At 75.8% G+C, this 20,127-nt stretch carries 1 protein-coding gene; it reads right to left on the reverse strand.

Translation table 11 applies throughout. From position 1 onward, the window contains the following. Nucleotides 1-2 precede the first annotated feature (2 nt). A complete protein-coding gene (locus tag ACZ5GP_RS02025) occupies nt 3-20,117 on the reverse strand; it encodes a non-ribosomal peptide synthase/polyketide synthase (RefSeq protein ID WP_468748914.1) in 20,115 nt (6,704 codons plus the stop codon). Between the last annotated feature and the right edge of the window lie 10 nt (nt 20,118-20,127).

The following is a 20,127-nucleotide window of genomic DNA, read 5'->3' on the forward strand; positions in this document are numbered from 1 at the left end:
GGTCACCGGCCTCCCCGGGCGTGCCGGGCGAGGTGGCGCAGGGCCTCGGCGAAGTCCTCGGCCGCCCGGCGCACGGCCGCCGTGTCGTGCAGGCCGGGCCGGTGGTGCCAGGTGAAGGCGAGCCGGCCGTGCTGCACCGCGCCCACCACCTCCACCGGGTGCGAGCCGGGGTCCCTCGGGTCGTGGTCCTGTCCGAAGGAGCCGTGTTCGGCGCGGACGAGGCCGCCGTCCGCCGTCTCGGGGCGCGCGTCCCACTGGCCGAGGTAGTTGAACACCACCTGGCTGTGGGCCTGGGCGCCGAGGCGTTCACGGACCTCGGCCGGGCCGAAGGTGCGCAGGGCGCCGTAGCCGATGCCGTTGCCGGGCACGGCGCGCAGCTGGCGGCGGACCGCCTTGACCAGGGACCGCCAGTCGCGGTCGGGGCCGAGGTCGCCGGGTCCCGGCACCTGGATGGCGACCGGGTAGACGGTGGTGAACCAGCCGACGGTGCGCGAGAGGTCGACGCCGTCGAGCAGGTCCTCCCGGCCGTGGCCCTCCAGGTCCAGGCGGACCCGGTCGTGGCCGGTCCAGCGGGCCAACGCGAGGGCGAGCGCGGCGAGCAGGACGTCGTTGACCCGGGTGCGGTAGGCGGTGGGCGCGGAGCGCAGCAGGGCCGTGGTGTCGTCCTCGTCGAGTTCCACGCTCACCGTGGCGGCCGGTCCGCCGCCGCTCGCCGTGGCCGGGTCCGCCGGGGCGGGCTCGGCGCCCACCGTCTGCTCCCAGTGCGGCAGTTCGCTGTCCAGGCCGCCCTCGGCGACGTGCGCGGCCAGGCGCCGGGACCACTCGCGGAAGCTGGTGCCGCGCTCGCCGAGCGCGACCGGATCGCCCTGGCGGGCCTGTCGGTAGGCGCTCTCCAGGTCGTCGCGCAGGACGCGCCAGGAGACGGCGTCCACCACCAGGTGGTGGGCGACGAGCAGGAGGTACGCGGGCCGCTCCGGGTCCCCGGTGAACAGGGCCGCCCGCAGGTGCGGGCCGCGGGCCAGGTCGAAGCCCGCGTGGAGTTCGTCGGCGGCCTTGGCCATCGCCGCGTCGGCGTCCTCGGTGGACAGGCCGGTCAGGTCGTGGCGCACGAGGATGTCGGCGCCGGGGGCGGGCGGCGGGTTGAACTGCCGCCAGCCGTGCTCGTCCCGGGTGAAGCGCATGCGCAGGGCGTCGTGGTGTTCAAGGAGGGCGTCGAGCGCGGCGCGCAGCGCCCGGGGCTCGGGGAGACCGTCGAGTTCGAGGAGCGCCGACTGGTTGAAGTGGTGGTGGGCCGCGCGGGGTGTGGTCAGGAACCACTCCTGGATCGGGGTGAGCGGCACCTCGCCGGTGACCGGGCCGTCGGCGGAGGGCCGGGGCGCGGCGCGGACCACGGTGGCGAGTTCGGCGACGGTCTGGTGCGTGAACAGGTCCCGGGTCGCGACGTGCAGTCCGTCGCGGCGCATCCGGGAGACGACCTGCATGCTGAGGATGGAGTCGCCGCCGAGCGCGAAGAAGTTGCCGTCGGCGCCGACCTCCTCGATGCCGAGCACATCGGCCCAGATACGGGCGATACGGCGTTCGGTGTCGGTGCGCGGCGCGGTCCGCGGGCCGTCCACGGCCTGGGCGGGCCCGGGTGCGGGCAGCGCCCGCCGGTCCGTCTTGCCGCTCGGGGTGAGCGGCAGCCGGTCGAGCGGTACGAAGACGGAGGGCACCATGTGCGGGGGCAGCGTCCCGGCCAGGTGCAGCCGCAGTTCCCCGACGGGCAGCGCGGTCCCGGCCGCTCCGCTGGCCAAGGGGCCGGTGCCGGACGGTTCGGGGTCGGCGGGTGCGGGGGCGGGGGCGGTCGGCGGGGCCGGTACGACGTAGGCGACGAGCCGGGCCGGTGCGCCGGGCCCGTCCCCGGCGCGGACGACCACGGCCGCGTCCCGCACCAGTGGACTGCGCCGCAGGGCGCTCTCGATCTCCCCGGGTTCGATCCGGAAGCCGCGCAGTTTGACCTGGTCGTCGGCGCGGCCGGCGAACCGCAGCCGGCCGTCGGCGGTCCAGCGCACCAGGTCCCCGGTGCGGTACATCCGCTCCCCCGGCGTGCCGAACGGGTCGGGCAGGAACCGCTGGGCGGTGAGTCGCGGTCGGCCCAGGTAGCCGCGGGCGAGGCCGGGCCCGGCGAGGTACAGCTCGCCGGTCACGCCGGGCGGTACGGGACGCAGAGCGGCGTCGAGCACGTACACGCGGGTGGCGCCGGACGGGCGGCCGATGGTCGGCGTGCCGGTGCCCGCGGTCAGCGGGCCGGTCCAGGAGGCGACCACGGTGGCCTCGGTGGGGCCGTAGGAGTTGACCATGCGGCGGCCGGCCGCCCAGGTGTCGACCAGGTCGGCCGGGCAGGCCTCGGCGCCGACGATGAGGGTGCGCAGGTGGGGCAGGTCGGCGGCGGTCTCCGGCGCCAGGGTGGCCAGCGCCGCCGGCGGGACCAGCGTGTGGCTGATCCGCCGGTCGGCGAGCACCTGCGCCAGCCGTTCGCCGACCAGGGGCCCTTCCTCGCCCGTGACCAGCGCGGCCCCGCTGAGCAGGGAGACGCACAGTTCCAGTACGGACGCGTCGAAGCTCGGGGAGGCGAATTGGAGCACCCGGTCGCCGGGTCCCGCCGCGTACTGTTCGGCGGCCGCCGCGGCGAAGGAGGCGAGGCCCCGGTGGGTGACCACGACGCCCTTGGGCGTGCCCGTCGAGCCGGAGGTGTAGATGACGTAGGCGGGGTGGGCGGGGGTGAGCGCGGTGGTGCGGTCGGCATCGGTGAGCGGCGTGTCCGGCCCGTCGGTGGACCACACCTCGGCCGGGTCGTCGATCACCAGGTGGGCGCCCGCGTCCTTGCTCATGAACTCCCGCCGGTGCGGCGGGTAGTCGGGGTCCACGGGCAGGAAGGCCCCGCCGGCCTTGGCGACGGCGAGCTGCGCCACCACGGCGGCCGCCGAGCGCGGCAGGGCGAGGGCGACCACGCGCTCCGGTCCGACGCCGTCGCGGACGAGTCGGTGGGCCAGCCGGTCGGCGGCCCGGTCCACGTCGGCGTAGGTCATCTCCCGGTCGCCGTCGATCAGTGCCGGGGCCTCCGGGGTGCGTGCCGCCTGCTGTGCGAACAGGGCGGGGAGGGTGGTCTCGGCCACCGGGCGGAAGGTGCCCCGGCCCTGCGCCAGCAGGTTCTCTCGTTCGTCGTCGGAGGCGAGCGGGAGCGCGCCGAGCGGGCGGCGGGGGTCCTCGGCGACGGCGTGCAGCAGGGCGCCGAGCTGTCCCGCCATGCGTTCGGCCGTGGCCGCGTCGAACAGGTCGGTGTTGTAGGTGAGCAGGGCGTGCAGTTCGCCCGAGTCGGTCTCGGCGAACTCCAGGGTGAGGTCGAACGCGGTCTGCTCCGAGTCCGGTTCGACGTCGGCGACGTCCAGGCCGGGCAGGTCGAGGGCGACGGCCGGGGTGTTCTGGAGGACGACCATGACCTGGAAGAGCGGGCTGCGGCTGGTGTCGCGGACGGGCTGCACCTCGTCCACGACGCGTTCGAACGGTACGTCCTGATGGGCGAAGGCGTCCTGGACGGTCTGCCGTACGTCGCCGAGGAACGCGGTGAAGGGCCGGTCGGCCTCGGCCCGGGAGCGCAGCACGAGGGTGTTGACGAAGAAGCCGACGAGGGCCTGCGTCTCGGGCCGGTCGCGGCCGGCGTTGACGGTGCCGACGGTGATGTCCTCGGCGCCCGACAGCCGGGCGAGGTAGGTCTGGGCGGCGGCCACGAGTGTGGTGAACAGGGTGGTGCCGTGGTCCCGGGCGAGCCGGGTGAGCCGCCGGGCGGTCGTGGCGGGCACCACCAGGCGGGCGGTCGCGCCGGAGCTGGTGCGCACCGCGGGCCGGGTCCGGTCGGTGGGCAGCTCCAGCGGTGCGGTGTCGGCCAGTTGCTCCTTCCAGTAGGCGAGATGCTCGGCGGTCTCGGTGTCGCCGGCGGTGCGCTGCCAGTGGGCGTAGTCGGCGTACTGCACCGGCAGCGGCGCCAACTCGGTTTGCACGGCGCCCAGTTCGGCGCGGTAGAAGTGCGCGAGGTCGCCGAGCAGGACGGAGGTGGACCAGCCGTCGGTGACGATGTGGTGCAGGGTGAGGGCGAGTACGTGCTCGTGCTCGGCGAGCCGGAGCAGGCCGGCGCGCAGCAGCGGTCCCTCGCGCAGGTCGAAGGGGCTCAGGCGTTCCTCGGTGAGCAGACGGCGCAGGGCCGGTTCCCGCTCCCCCGCGTCGAGCCGGGACAGGTCCCGCAGGGGCAGGGGTACGTCGTGGGGCGGGTGGACGCGCTGGATGCCGTGTCCGTCGACGCTGTCGAAGGTGGTGCGCAGCGACTCGTGCCGGGCGACCACGGCGCCGAGGGCGGCGCGCAGTGCCCCGGTGTCCAGGGTGCCGCGCAGCCGCAGGGCGAGCGTGGTGACGTACTCGGCGCCCTCGGGCTCGAACTCGTGCAGGAACCACAGGCGTTGCTGGGCGTGTGACATCGGTGCGACCGCGTCACGGGCGACCGGGACGAGTCCCGGGCGACCGGTGCCGCGCCGCTCGCCGAGCAGGCCGGCCAGGGCGGCCGGCGTCGGGTGCGTGAAGACGGCGCGCGGGGTGACGTCGGCGTCGAAGGCCTCGGCGAGGCGGGAGGCGAGCCGGATGCTGAGGATCGAGTCGCCGCCGAGCTGGAAGAAGTCGTCCTCCACTCCGGGCGGTTCGCTGCCGAGGACCTCGCCGAAGACGTCCGCCGTGCGGCGCTCGGCCTCGGTGCGGGGCTCGACCCGTTCGCGGCCCGGCACGGCGTCCGGGGCGGGCAGGGCGGCCCGATCGACCTTGCCGTTGCGGCTGAGCGGCAGCGCGGCGAGCGGGACGACGGCGGTGGGCACGAGGTAGTCGGGCAGGATGCGGGCGGCGAACGTCCGCAGCTCCTCGGCGTCCTCGCCGGCCGGTCCGACGACGTAGGCGACGAGCCGCTTGGCGCCTGGGCGGTCCTCGCGGGCGAGGACGGCCACGTCGACGACATCCGGGTGGGCGGCGAGCGCGGCCTCGACCTCGCCGGGCTCCACCCGGAAGCCCCGGATCTTGACCTGGTCGTCGGCGCGGCCGAGGAACTCGACGGTGCCGTCCGGGCGCCGCCTGGCCAGGTCGCCGGTGCGGTACATGCGGGCGCCGGGCGGGCCGAGCGGGTCGGCGAGGAAGCGGGCGGCGGTGTCGCCGGGGCGGCCGAGGTAGCCCCGGGCGACGCCCTCGCCCGCCAGGTACAGCTCGCCCGGGCAGCCCGGCGGTACGGGCCGCAGCCGGGTGTCGAGGACGAGTGCCCGCATGTCGTCCAGCGGCCGCCCGATGGGGATCGTGCCGGGCACCGCCGCCGGGTCGCCAAGGGCGTACGAGGTCGCGAAGGTGGTGGTCTCGGTGGGGCCGTAGCCGTCCACGACGGTCAGGCCGGGGCAGGCGTCGAGGACGCGGCGCACGGCCTGTGCCGGTACGACGTCACCGCCGGTCCACAACTGGGCGAGGCCGCGGAAGCAGTCGGGCGCGTCCTGGGCGAGCAGCCGGAACAGTCCGGCGGTCAGCCACAGCGCGGTCGGTCCGCCGTCTGCGGCGGCGAGTCGGCGCAGCGTGGCCGCGTCGAGGCTGTCGCCCGGGGCCACGACCACGCAGCCGCCGTTGAGGAGTGGCGCCCACACCTCGAAGGTCGCGGCGTCGAACGCCACCGGTGAGTGCAACAGCACGCGGTCGCACACCCCGCCGGCGAACCGGCTGTCGGTGGCCAGCGCCGCCACGTCCCGGTGCCGTACCGCGACCGCCTTGGGCAGTCCGGTGGAGCCGGAGGTGAACATCACGTAGGCGAGCCGGTCGGGATCGGCGGACGGCAGAGGGCCCGTCCCGGCGGGCTGCGCGGGCCGCGTCTGCGGCTCCGGCGTCCCACCGTCCCGCGGCTCCGTGGTTCCGTGGCGGGCCGCCGCCACTTCCGGGGCGGTGAGCCTGCGGGTGGCGCCCGCCTGGGTGAGCAAGGTACGGCGGCGCTCCTCGGGGGCGCGGGTGTCGACAGGGACGTAGGCGCCGCCGGCCAGGAGCACCGCGAGCTGGGCGACGACCAGTTCGGCGGAGCGGTCGAGCAGGAGCGCCACCCGGTCCTCGGGGGCCAGTCCGTCGGCCCGCAGCCGGTCAGCCAGCGCGCTTGCCCAGTCGTAGAGTTGACGGTAGGTCAGGCGGCTCTCGCCGTCGTGGACCGCGGGCGCGTTCGGGGTGCGTCGGGCCTGTTCGGTGAACAGGTCGACGGGGCTGCGCGGCACGGCCCGGCGGGCGGTGGTGTTCCAGGCGGCCAGCAGTGCGCGGTCGGCCGGGGCGAGTACGTCCAGGTCGGTCAGGTCGGTGTCGAACCCGTCGGCGAGGGCGGTGAGCAGTCCGGCAAGCCGGTCCGCGGCGCGCTCGGCGGTGGCGGCGTCGAACAGCTCGGGGTCGTAGGACAGGTCGAAGCCGAGCCGTTCGGCCAGGTGGGCGCGGAGGCACCAGGGGAAGGTGGTGGCGTCGTCGGTGCGGACCTCCTCGACGCGGACGCCGGTGCGGGCCGTCGCCGACTCGTCCACGGGGTAGTTCTCGAACACCAGCATGCTGTCGAACAAAGCCTCGCCGGACGGTACTTCGCTCACGGACTGGATGCGGGGCAGGGCGAGGAAGTCGAAGCGGCGGGCGTCGCTCTGCCGTTCCTGGAGGTCGCGCAGCCAGGGCAGCACCGGCCCGGCGGGTATGCGGACCCGGGTCGGCACCGTGTTGATGAACATGCCGATCATGCCTTCGACGCCGGGCAGTTCGGCCGGGCGGCCGGAGACGGTGGTGCCGAAGACCACGTCGTCGCGTCCGCCGGAGCGGGCCAGGAGCAGCGCCCAGGCGCCCTCCACCACCGTGTTCACGGTGAGTCCGGCGCGGGCGGCGCTCTCCCGCAGTCGCCGCGAGAGGCCGTCGTCCAGCTCGTGGTGGACGGCCGCCGCGGAACGGGCGCGGTGGGCCTCGGCGGGCGTGCGGTCGTAGGGCAGCGGCGTGCGGGCGGTGAACCCGGCGAGGGCGTCGGCCCAGTGCCGCTCGGCCGCCGTCTCGTCCTGCTCCCGCAGCCAGTGCAGGAAGTCCGCGAAGGGCCGTCGGAGGGGGGGTGCCTGGTCCGGGCCGCCGGTGAGCGCGGCGTAGCGCTCGCAGACCTCGGTGAGCAGCTGGCCGGTGCTCCAGCCGTCGAGGACGATGTGGTGGGTGGACCACACCAGGAGCACCTCGTCGCCGGGCAGGGCGGCCAGGGCGAGCCGGGTGAGCGGTGCCGTGCCGAGGTCCATGCCGGCGGCGCGGTCCTCGGCGAGCAGCCGCTCGGTGGCCTCGGTGCGCTCGGCGGGGGTGAGCGCGCGCCAGTCGAGGTGGCGGACGGGCAGTTCCGCGTGGTGGTGGACCACCTGGACGGGGTGCGGCAGGCCGTGCCAGTGGACGCTGGTGCGCAGCGCCGGGGTGCGGTCGGCGACCTGCTGCCAGGCGGCGGCGAAGGCGTCCGGGTCGGCCACGCCGGACAGCCGTACGGCCGTGCGGTCGAAGTAGGCGTGCTCGGTGTCCACGAGGCCGTGGAAGAGCATGCCGGACTGGAGCGGGGTGAGCGGCAGGACGTCCTCGGCGTGCGGGCCGGCGCCCAGGAGCCGGTCGAGCTGTTCCTGGCCGAGGCCGGCGAGGGGGAAGTCGGAGGGGGTGCGGCCGCCCGCCTCGGGGCGGGCGCAGTGCGCCACGATCTCCCGCAGGGCCGCGAGGGTGTCCTGTGCGAGGCGGTGGACGGTGGCCTGGTCGTAGACGGCCGCGGGGTAGGTCCAGCCGAGTTCGAGCCGGCCCTGTTGGACCACGCCGGTGATGTCCAGGAGGTAGGGGCGGGGTTCATCGGGGTCGGTGTCCTGGCCGGCCGGGGGCAGGGCGCCGTGGAACAGGCCGCCGGTGCCGGTGCCGTCCGTGTCCCATTGGCCGTGGTAATTGAAGCCGATCTGCGGGGCGGGGGCGGCGGCGAGCGGGCTGTCGGGCACGAGGTGGCGCAGGGCGCCGTGGCTCAGGCCGTGCAGAGGTACCGCGCGCAGCTGTTCCTTGACCGAGCGGAGGGTGTCGTGCCAGCCGGCGTCCGGGGCGACGCGCAGGGCGAGCGGGAACTCGGCGGTGAACCAGCCGACGGTCCGCGACAGGTCCACGTCCGCGAACAGCTCCTCCCGGCCGTGGCCCTCGACGCCCAGCAGGACGGTGTCGCGTGCGCACCAGCGGGCCAGGGTGCGGCCGAGGGCGCTGAGCAGGACGTCGTTGACCTGGGTGCGGTAGGTGCGGGGGACCTCGCGCAGCAGGGCTTCGGTGGTCCGCGTGTCCAGGGTGACGGTGAGGGTGGCGGCGGTGCCGTGGGTGTTCGGGCCGGGACGGCCGGCGGGCAGGGCGGCCGGCGCCGTGCCGGTGTGTGTCCAGTACGGCAGGTCGGCGTCGAGCGCCCCGGAGCGGGTGTGCCGGTCGAGGCGGGTGGCCCAGCGGCCGTACGACGTGCCGGTGGGGGGCAATTCCGCGGGCCGGCCGAGCGCCGCGGCCCGCTGGGCGGCCTCCAGGTCGGCGAGCAGGATGCGCCAGGAGACGCCGTCGATGACCAGGTGGTGGGCGGTGACCACCAGTTGGCCGGGCCGGCCCGGACCCCGGTCGAAGAACAGGACGCGGACGACCCGCCCGTCGGCGGGGTTCAAGGCGGCCTGCGCCTCCTCCGTCAGCCGCTGGACCTCGGCCTCCAGGGCCGGGTCGGCCAGGCCGGTCGCGTCGTGCCGGGTGAAGACGCCGTCCGGTGCCTCGGGCAGGACGTCCTGGCGCCAGCCGTCGGCGGTGCGGCGGAACCGGGTGCGCAGGGCGGCGTGGTGGCGTACGAGGGCGTCGGTGGCGGCCCGGAGTGTCGTCCCGGTGGTGTCCGGGGCGAGTTCGAGGCGCTGGGTCATGGTGAACCGGAGCCGCTGACCCGGGTCGCGGCCGTCCAGGTACCAGTGCTGGATCGGGGTGAGCGGCGCCTCGCCCGGTTCCTCGGCGGCTTCCTGGTCCGGCGACGACTCCGTTACGCGCAGGGCGAGTTCGGCGACCGTCTGATGGCGGAAGACGTCCTTGGTGGCGAGGGCGAGTCCGGCCTGCCGGGCGCGGGAGACGATCTGGATGCTCAGGATGGAGTCGCCGCCGAGCGTGAAGAAGTTGTCGCGGGCGCCGACCCGTTCGACGCCGAGCACCTGCGCCCAGATCGCGGCCAGGCGTTCCTCCGTGCCGGCCCGGGGAGCGACGTAGGGCGTGTCGCTGTCGGGCTGTGCGGGCGGGGCGGGCAGGGCGCGGCGGTCGGTCTTGCCGCTGGTGGTGCGCGGGATGCGGGCCAGCGGGACGAACGCGGCGGGCACCATGTGGTCGGGCAGGGTGCGGCGCAGCGCGAGGCGCAGGGCGTCCGGGGACGGGACGCGGTCGGTGGCGGGCACGACGTAGCCGACGAGCATGAGGCGGCCGGCGTTCTCGCGGGCGGCGACGGCGGCGTCGGCGATGTCCGGGTGGTCCAGGAGGGCGGCCTCCACCTCGCCGGGTTCGATGCGGAACCCGCGGATCTTGACCTGCTCGTCGGCCCGGCCGAGGAACTCCAGGAGCCCGTCCCGGTCCCAGCGGGCCCGGTCGCCGGTGCGGTACATCCGCTCGCCGGGCGCCGCGAACGGGTCGGCGAGGAAGCGGGCGGCGGTGAGGCCGGGCCGGTGCAGATAGCCGCGGGCCACCTGCGCCCCGGCCAGGTACAGCTCGCCGGGGGTGCCGGGCGGTACCGGGTTCAGGGCGGCGTCGAGGACGTAGGCCCGGAGATTGCCGCCGGGGCGACCGATGACCGGGCGGTCCGGTTGGTCGGCGCAGCGGCCGTAGACCGCGTCCACGGTGGTCTCGGTGGGCCCGTACATGTTGTACACCGCGACGCCGAGGTCGCGTTCGGCGCGCACGAGGTCGCGCCAGCCGGCCGGGGTGACGGCCTCGCCGCCGACGAGGAGCAGGCGCGGGTGGTGGCGGTCGGCGGCGAGCAGCCCGGCGGCGGTGAGTTCGCGCAGGTAGGACGGGGTGACGTTGACCAGGTCGAGGCGGTGTTCGGCGACTTGGTCACAGAAGGCGCGCGGGTCCAGGCGTACGTCCTCGTCGATCAGGTGGACCTCGTGGCCGAGGGCGAGGAGCAGCGGCCCTTCCCAGGAGGTGTCGAAGGAGAAGGAGGCGCTGAGCGCGGCCCGCAGCCGCCGTCCGCCGGCGGTGTGCGGGGCGAGCAGGCCGGCACGGTGGTCGTGGCAGAGGTTGACGAGGTTGCGGTGTTCGACGGCGACGCCCTTGGGGCGGCCGGTGGAGCCCGAGGTGTAGATGAGGTAGGCGGTGTTCTCGGGCCGCAGGGGCCGGACGCGGTCGGCGTCGGTCGGGTCGTGGGCGGGCAACCGGTCCCACGGCACCATGTCGAGGCCGGTCAGGAGGGTGCGCGGGCGGGCGTCGGCGAGGAGGAAGTCCTGCCGTTCGGCGGGGAGCACGGAGTCCAGGCAGAGCAGGGTGGCGCCCGCCTTGAGGACGGCGAGCACCGCCACCATCAGGTCGGAGGTGCGCGGCAGCCGGACGGCGACCACGTCTTCGGGTCCCGCGCCCTGGAGGATGAGGTGGTGGGCGAGCCGGTTGGCGCGCTGGTTCAGCGCGGCGAGGTCCAGCGTGGCGTCGCGGGCGACCAGGGCGGTGTGCTGCGGGGTGCGGGCGGCCTGTGCCTCGAACAGGGCGGGGAAGGTGGTGTGCGGCTCGGGCAGGTGGATGCCCTCCCCGTGGCGCAGTACGCGGTGCCGCTCGTCGTCGGTCATCAGCGGCAGCCGGTCCACGCTCTGCCCGGGGTCCGCCGCGACGGCCTCCAGCAGGACGCGCAGTCGGGCGGCGAGGCGTTGGGCGGTGTCGGTGTCGAAAAGACCGGTGTTGTACTCCAGGTGGCCGGTGAGTCCCTCCTCGCCCTCCACGAAGTCGAAGGCGAGGTCGTAGGTGGCGACGCGCACCGGCGGCGTCACGGGCTCCGCCGTCAGGCCGGGCAGGCGCAGCGGCTCGGCGCCGAGGTTGTGCAGGGCGACCATGACCTGGAACAGCGGGGTGCGGCTGGTGTCCCGTTCGGGTTGGAGGGCGTCCACCACGCGCTCGAAGGGCACCTCCTGGTGGGCGAACGCCTCCAGGGCGGTGTCGCGCACCTCGGCGAGCAGGTCCCGGAAGGGCACACCGGGGCGGACCCGGGCGCGCAGCACCAGGGTGTTGACGAACATGCCGACCAAGTCGTGCAGTTCGGCGCGTTCGCGTCCTGCGGTGACGGTGCCGACGGTGACGTCCTCCTGGCCCGCCCAGCGGGCGAGCAGCGTCTGGCAGGCCGTCACCAGGGTCATGTAGAGGGTGGCGTCGGCCTCCCTGGCCCGTTCGCGCAGCCGCTCGGTGAGCGCGGGGGGCAGGGTGAAGGTCAGCAGGGCGCCGTCGCGGCCGCGGACGGCCGGGCGCGGCCGGTCGGTGGGCAGCTCCAGCGGGCTCACGCCGTCCAGGGCCCGGCGCCAGTAGGCGAGTTCGGCGTCGGCGCGGTCGGCGCGGGAACGCTGCCAGGACGCGTAGTCGGCGTAGCGGACGGGGAGCGCGGGCAGCTGCGGGCGGCGGTCCTCCAGGGCGGCCGCGTACAGCTCGCCCAGGTCCCGGGCGAGCACACCGCTGGACCAGCCGTCGGTGACGATGTGGTGCACGGCCAGGACGAGGACGTGCTCGTCGGGGGCGGACCGGGCCAGGTGGGCGCGGAGCAGGGGGCCCGCGGCCAGGTCGAAGGGAGCGGCGGCGACCCGGTCCACGAGGGCGTCCAGGGCGGCGTCGTCCGGGAGGTCGAGCACGGGCAGGTCCACGGGCCGGGGCGGGTGGACGAGCTGGTGGGCCTGGCCGTCGTGCTCGGTGAACGTGGTGCGCAGCGTCTCGTGCCGGGCGACCAGGCCGTCCAGGGCGGCGCGCAGGGCGGCCGGGTCCAGCGAGCCGCGCAGCCGCAGCACGGACAGGGTCGTGAACTCCGTGCCGCCCGGTTCGAACCGGTCGAGGAACCACAGGCGCTGCTGGGCGTACGACAGGGGCGCCGGGGTGTCCGGGGTGGTGGCCGGGATGGCGTCGGCGGTGTCCGCGCCGCCCGGTTCGCCCAGGGCGGCGGCGAGGTCGCGGAGCGTGGAGTGGGTGAACAGCATGCGGGGCGAGACGTCCGTGCCGAAGGCGGCGCGCAGCCGGGAGGTGACGCGGACGGCGAGGATGGAGTCGCCGCCGAGGGCGAAGAAGTCGTCGTCGGCGCCGGCCTCCTCGATGTCCAGTACGTCCGTCCAGGCGGCGGCGACGAGCCGTTCGGCCGGGGTGCGCGGCGAGGTCCGCGTGCCCTCGGTGGCGAAGCCGTCGGGTCCGGGCGCGGGCAGGGCGCGCCGGTCGAGCTTGCCGTTGGCGGTGAGCGGCAGCGCGGCCATCGGCACGTAGACGGCCGGCACCATGTGCGCGGGCAGCAGCCCTTCGAGGTGGGCGCGGAGTTCGGCGGCGGGCGGCGCGGTGGCGCGCTCCCCGGTGCCTATGCCGGTGCCGCTACCCGTACCGGTTCCGGTGCCGACGACGTGGGCGACCAGGCGGCGGGTCCCCGCGCTGTCCTCGTACACGCCGACGGCGGCCGCGCCGACGCCGGGGTGGGCGTACAGGGCGGCCTCGATCTCGCCGGGTTCGATGCGGTAGCCGCGGATCTTGACCTGCTGGTCGGCGCGGCCCAGATACTCCAGGGTTCCGTCGGCCCGCCAGCGGGCCCGGTCCCCGGTGCGGTACATGCGGGTGCCCGGCCGGCCGAAGGGGTCGGCGAGGAAGCGGGTCGCGGTCAGTCCCGGCCGGTTCAGGTAGCCGCGCGCCAGGCCCTCGCCGGCGACGAAGAGTTCGCCCACGGCGCCCGGGGGCACCGGCTGGAGCGTGTCGTCGAGGACGTAGAGCCGCAGGTCGGGGATGCCGGTGCCGATGGGGCTCGCGGCGCCGGGCCGGGCGGCCGCGCGGTCGAGGCCGGCGTAGGTGACGTGCACGGTGGTCTCGGTGATGCCGTACATGTTCACCAGGCGGGGCGCGGTGTCCGGGTGGCGGGCGTACCAGTCGGCGAGCCTGCCCACGTCCAGTGCCTCGCCGCCGAAGACGACCGTGCGCAGGGCGAGGCGGTCGCCCACGTCGGGGAGTTCGGCGTCGGCGCGGATCAGTGGGTAGAACGCGGACGGCGTCTGGTTGAGGACGGTGACCCGCTCGTCGGCGAGCAGGCGCAGGAAGTCCTCCGGGGAGCGGGCGGTGTCCTCGGGGACGATCACGAGGCGGCCGCCGTGCAGCAGCGGGCCCCACAGCTCCCACACCGAGAAGTCGAAGGCGTAGGAGTGGAAGAGGGTCCACACGTCGTCGGCCCCGAAGCCGAACCAGTGCCGGGTGCGGGTGAAGAGCCGGACCACGTTGGCGTGCGGGACGACGACGCCCTTGGGGCGGCCGGTGGAGCCGGAGGTGTAGATGGCGTAGGCGGGGCTCTCGGGCAGCGCGCGGCCCGCGGGTCCCGCGGCCGGGCGGCGGGCCAGGTCGGCGCGTACCTGCGCGTCGTCGAGCAGCAGGCGGGGTACGTCCGGGCCGGCCGCCGGGGTCTGCCGGGTGGTCACCAGTGTGACCGGCGCGGCATCGGCGAGCAGGTGCCGCACGCGCTCCGCGGGCAGTCGGGGGTCGATGGGCAGGTAGGCGGCGCCGGTCTTGAGGACGGCGAGGACGGCCACGACGAGGTCGGTGGAGCGGGGCAGTGCGAGAGCGACGAACGTCTCGGGCCCGGCGCCGAGTTCGGCGAGGCGGTGGGCGAGACGGCCCGCCCGTGCGTCCAGGCCGGCGTAGTCGAGCCGTTCGTCACCGCAGGTGAGGGCCTCGGCGTCGGGGGTGCGGGCGACCTGGGCGGCGAACAGCGCGTCCAGGGTCTCGGCGGGCCTGCCCTCCTCGGTCCCGTTCCAGTCGGTGAGGAGGCGCCGCCGTTCCTCGGCGGTGGTCCAGGCCAGGCAGCGCACGGGTCGCTCCGGGTCCTCGGCCAGCTCCGTGAGCAGCAGGCAGAGCCGGTCGGCGAGAGAGGTCACGGTCGTGGCGTCGAACAGCCGAGGGTCGTAGGCGAGGTCGAAGCCGAACCGCTCGCCCTGGTAGGCGCGCAGGACCAGCGGGAAGTTGGTGGCGTCCCGGGAGGAGACGTCGGCCAGGCGTATCCCGGTCGTGGCCGAACGCGCCTCGTCGAAGGGGTAGTTCTCGAAGGCCACCATGCTGTCGAAGAGGGGGCTGCCGGCCGGCACCTCGCTCAGCGACGTCAGCTCGGCGAGGGAGACCGCCGCGAACCGCCGTGCCTGCGCCTGCTCTTCCTGGAGGTCCCTGAGCCAGGCGGCGGCGGTGCGGTCGCCGTCGACGTGGACGCGGGTGGGCAGGGTGTTGATGAACATGCCCACCATCGACTCGGCGCCGGGCAGGTCGTCGGGCCGTCCGGAGACGGTGGTCCCGAACAGCACGTCCCGTTCGGCGCTGTAGCGGGACAGGAGCAGCGCCCAGGCGCCCTGCACCACGGTGCCGAGGGTGAGTCCGGCGCTCCGGGCGGTGTGGGCGAGGCGGGCGGAGACCTCGTCGGACAGCGCGGCCGTGTGCACGCCGGCGGACCGGGTCTCGTGGCCGGGGCGCCGGGCGCGGTCGACGGGCAGCGGGGTGGGGGTGGCGAACCCGTCCAGGACGGTCCGCCAATGGGCGTGGGCGGCTTCGGTGTCCCGGTCGGCCAGCCAGCGCACGTAGTCGCCGAACGGCCTGCGGGCGGGCGGCCGGGGCTCGGCGCCGGTGGTGAGCGCCGCGTACTCCTCGGACACGTCGGTGAGCACCTGGGCGAGGCTCCAGCCGTCCAGGATCAGGTGGTGGGAGGTCCACAGGAGGTGCAGCCGGGCGTCGGGGAGCCGGACGAGGGTGAGCCGCATCAGGGGTGCCGTGCCGAGGTCGAGGCCGCGGGCGAGGTCGTCGGCGCGCAGTCGGCCGAGTCGCTCCTCCCGCTGCGCCGCGTCCAGCTCGCGCCAGTCCAACCGGACGACGGGGACCTCGACGCGGCGGTGCACGACCTGGAGCGGCACCGGGACGCCCTCCCACACCACCGAGGTGCGCAGGGCGGGCGTGCGGTCGGTCACCCGCTGCCAGGCCAGGGCGAGGGCGTCCGGGTCGCTGACGCCTTCGAGCAGCAGTGCGGCCTGGTCGACGTACACGTCGTCGGCGCCGCCGACCAGCCGGTGGAAGAGCATGCCTTCCTGGAGCGGGGTGAGCGGCAGCAGGTCCTCGACGTCGCGGCCGTCGCCGGCGAGCCGGTCCACGCCCGCCTGGTCCAGGCGGGCCAGCGGGAAGTCGGAGGGCGTGCGCCCGCCCGCGCCGGGGCGGGCGCAGTGCTCGGCGATGGCGGTGAGCGCCCGTGCCATGCCCGCGGCCAGCTCCCGCACGGTGTCCTCGCGGTGCACCTGGTCGCTGTAGTGCCAGGTGATCTCCAGTTGACCGTCGGTCACCAGGGCGGACACGTCGAGGAGGTGGTCCAGCGGCGCGCCGGGGTCCATGTCCCGGCCGGGTACGTCGGCGGTGGGCGCGAAGTCGCCCCCGGCGGACGCCTCCCACTGCCCGTGGTAGGTGAAGCACACGTCGGGCAGCGGCAACCGGCCGAGCGCGCGGGCCTCGGGCCGGGGCGAGCCGAGGTGGCCGAGCGCCTGGTAGCCGAGGCCGCGGCGGGGCACGGCCCGCAGCTGCTCCTTGACACACTTCAGGGTGGCCGCCCAGTCGTCCGGCCCGGCCGGGGCCAGCGTGACCGGGTACTGGGTGGTGAACCAGCCGACCGTGCGGGACAGGTCGGCGCCCTCGTCCAGTTCCTCCTCCCGGCCGTGGCCCTCCAGGGCGACGGTCACCCGGTCGGCGCCCGTCCAGTCGGCGAGCACCCGGCCGAGCGCGCTCAGCAGCACGTCGTTGACCTGGGTGCGGTACGTGCCCGGCACCCGCCGCAGCAGCGCCTCGGTGGTGTCCCGGTCCACGCGCGTACGGACGGTGCGCACGGACCCGGCGACGGGGGTGCCGGGCAGGTCGACGGGGAGCGGGGTGCGCGGCTGAGCCGCTTCCCGCGTCCAGTGGGGCAGGTCGGCGTCGAGGTCGCCGGCGCGGACCCGTTCGGTCAGGGTCCGCGCCCAGTCGGTGAACGGGGTGTGTTCGGGCGCCGGCCGTGGTTCCTCGCCGGCCGCCGCCTGTCGGTAGGCGTGTTCGAGGTCGGCGAGCAGGACCCGCCAGGAGACGCTGTCGACCGCCAGGTGGTGGGCGGTGAGGAACAGTTGGGGCCGTTCCCCGCCGAGCAGCAGGGCCGCGCGCAGCAGGGCACCGGTCGCCGGGTCCAGGGCCGCGCGGGCCGCTGCCGCGGCCTCGGCGGGTGAGGTGGCGGGGTCGTGGCGGGTGAGCAGTCCGGTCGCCGGGCCGGTGCCGGGGTGCTGCCGCCAGACGCCGTCGGCGTGGGCGAAGCGGGTGCGCAGCGCCGGGTGGCGGGCCACGACGGCGTGCAAGGCCCGGTCCAGGGCCCGCTCGTCGAGGTCGTACGGGAGGTCGAGCAGCATCGACATGGCGAAGTGCCGCAGCGGCCCGTGCGTGGCGAGGAACCACTCCTGTACGGGGGTGAGCGGGGCGGGTCCGTCCTGGTGCGGGCGACGGGGCGCGGGCACGGCGGCGGTGCGGCGGGCCGCGGCGGCGGCCAGGTCGGCGACCGTCTGGTGGCGGAAGACGTCCTGCGAGGCGATGTGCAGGCCCGCGGCGCGGGCACGGGAGACGGCCTGGATGCTCAGGATCGAGTCGCCGCCCAGCTCGAAGAAGTTGTCCGTGACACCGACCCGGGCCGCGCCGAGCACCTCGGCCCAGATGCCGGCCAGGGTCTCCTCGTCGGGGGTGCGCGGGGCGACGAACTCCCGCTCCTCCGCGGTGCTGTCAGGCGTCGGCAGGGCCCGGCGGTCCAGCTTGCCGCTGGTGGTCAGCGGCAGCGCGTCCAGCGAGGTGAAGGAGGACGGCACCAGGGCGTCGGGCAGCACCTCGCGCAGGGCCGTGCGCAGGTCGGCGGGGGCGGGCCGGGGTGCGCCGGGCGCGGGGACGACGTAGGCGGCGAGACGGGTGTGGCCCCGCGGGTCGGGCACGGCGACGACCGCGGCGGCGGCCACGGCGGGCAGCGCGAGCAGGGCGGCCTCGATCTCGCCGGGCTCTATACGGTGGCCGCGCACCTTGACCTGGTCGTCGGCGCGCCCGAGGTAGTCCAGGCGGCCGTCGGCGGTCCAGCGGGCCAGGTCGCCGGTGCGGTACATCCGCTCCCCCGGCCCGCCGAACGGGTCGGGCAGGAAGCGGGCCGCGGTCAGCCCGGGCCGGCCGGCGTAGCCCCGGGCGAGCTGGCCGCCGGCGAGGTACAGCTCGCCACCGACGCCGGGCGGCACCGGGCGGAGCCGGCCGTCCAGGACGTAGGCCCGCACTCCGGGCAGGGGGCGGCCCACCAGCGGGCGGTCGCCGCCGTCGATACGGCAGGACAGCGCGTCGACCGTGCACTCGGTGGGGCCGTAGAAGTTGTGGGCGGCCACGTCGGGGTGGGCGGCCAGCTCGCGCCAGAGCGCGGGGCCGACCGCCTCGCCGCCGAGCATGAGGACCCGGGGGTGGTGCCGGGGGTCGGTGAGCAGTCCGGCGGGCAGCAGCTGCCGCAGGTAGGACGGGGTGACGTCGAGGAAGTCGACGCGGTGTTCGACGACGTACTCCACCAGCGCGGCCGGGTCCATCCGGGTGGTCTCGTCGACCAGGTGCAGTGGGTGGCCGTCGGCCATCAGGAGCACGCCTTCGAGGGAGGTGTCGAAGGAGAAGGACGCGGTGAGCGCGACCCGCAGCGGGCCGCCGCCCGCCTCGGCGACGAAGCCGGCCCGGTGGGCGGCCAGGAGGTGCGCCGCCGCGCGGTGGGTCACGGCGACGCCCTTGGGGCGACCGGTGGAGCCGGAGGTGTAGATGACGTACGCGGTGTTGTCCGCCGTCAGCGGGGCGCGCCGGTCGGCGTCGGTGGGGTCGGTGTCCCGGGTGGTCGCGGGCGTGGCGCGCAGGGCCGGTTCGTCGAGGACCAGGGCCGGGCGGGCGTCGTCCAGGAGGAACCGGACGCGCTCTTCGGGCAGGGCCGGGTCCAGGGGGAGGTAGCCGGCGCCGGACTTCCAGACGGCGAGGATCGCCACGATCATGTCGGCGGTGCGCGGCAGCCGCAGGGCGACCAGCCGTTCGGGGCCGGCGCCGCCGGCGATGAGGTGGTGGGCGAGCCGGTTGGCGCGGGCGTTGAGCGTGGCGTAGTCGAGCCGCTCGCCGCCCGCGACGAGCGCGAGGGCGTCGGGGCCCTGGGCCGCCCGGCGCTCGAACAGCTCGGGGTGGATGGTGTCCGTGACGGGGAGCGGGGCGGGGTTCCAGTCGTGGACGAGGCGCCGGGTCTCCTCCTCGGAGAGCAGGGGCAGACTGCCGAGCGCCCGGTCCGGAGCGGCGCAGGCGCCTTCGAGCAGGCGGATGAGCTGTCCGGCCATCCGCTCGGCCGTGGCCGCGTCGAACAGGTCGGTGCGGTACTCCAGGAGGCCGGTCAGGCCGTCCTCGCCGGGCACGAACTCGATGCTCAGGTCGAAGGTGGCCGCGTGCCGGGGCACGGTCACCGGGGTGGTGGCCAGACCGCGCGGGGCGGTCGCGGCGGGCGGGGCGGGGTGCAGCAGGACCAGCACGTCGAACAGCGGGTTGCGGCCCGCCTCGCGGGGGGCACCCACCGCCTCCACGATCCGCTCGAACGGGGTGTCGCCGTGGGCGAAGGCGTCGCCCACCGTCTCGGCCGCCCGGGCGAGGAGCTCGCGGAAGGACCCGGCCGCGTCCACCGGGGTGCGCAGCACGACGGTGTTCACGAAAAAGCCGACGCTTCGTTCCAGATCGGTGCGGGAGCGGCCGGGCGTGAGGGAACCGACGGTGATGTCGTCCTGCCCGGACCATCGGGCGAGGAGTGCCTGGGCTGCGGCGACCAGGGCGGTGTGCAGGGTGGTGTGCTGCTCTCCGGCGAGGTCGCGCAGGCGTGCGGTCAGGCGGGCCGGGACGGCGAAGGCGCTGACGGCGCCCTCGCCCGCCTCCTCGCCGCGCCGCGGCCGGTCCAGGGGCAGGTCGGGCGCCACCGCACCGGCCAGCCGCTGCTTCCAGTGGGCGAGTTCGCCTTCGAGGCGGGTGCCCGAGAGCCGCTCGCGCTGCCACACCGCGAAGTCCGGGTACTGCGTGGCCACCGGCGGCAGGGCGGGCGCGGCGCCCCGCGCGAGGGCGTCGTAGGCGGTGCACAGCTCGTCCAGGACGATACCCATGGACCAGCCGTCCGTGATGATGTGATGGGCCGTCAGCATCAGGACGTGGGAGGTCGCGGACTCGCGCAGCAGCAGGGCGCGCAGCAGCGGGCCGTGGCGCAGGTCGAAGGGCCGGGAGTACTCCGCCAGGAGGTCCTTGTCCAGGTCACCGGCGTCCCGGACCGGCAAGGGCACCGGCCCCGCCGGGTGGACACGCTGCACGGGGCGGCCGTCGGTCTCCTCGAAGGTGGTGCGCAGCGCCTCGTGCCGGGTCACGACGGCGGTCAGGGCCGCGGCAAGCGCCTGCTGGTCCGGCGCGCCGGTGAGGCGCAGCGCGACCGCGCTGTTGTAGCGGGCGTCGCCGGGCCGCAGCTGGTCCAGGAACCACAGCCGCTGCTGGGCGAAGGACAGTGGCAACGGCTGGTCCCGGTCGGCCCGCGGGATGCCCTGCCGGGCGGCCGAGGCGGAACCGCCGCCGGCCGCGCGGCCGGCGAGCCGCCGCCGCAGCGCCTCCCGCATCTCCTCGGGCAGGGCCTCGGCACGGTCGCGCCGGGAGGGACGGGAGGGACGGGAGGGCCGTGCGGGGGCGGCCGGGTCCGAAGAGGGGTTGCCCGACGAAGGGTTGCCCGGAGCGGGGTTGCCGGAAGAAGAGTTCGCAGGGGTCGAAGACGTCATGGTCGTCGGG

The sequence above is a fragment of the Streptomyces sp. NPDC031466 genome (assembly GCF_055581265.1).

Coding starts and splice junctions, on each gene's coding strand:
- ACZ5GP_RS02025 (WP_468748914.1), bottom strand. CDS start 20,117: ATGACGTCTTCGACCCCTGCGAACTCTTCTTCCGGCAACCCCGCTCCG.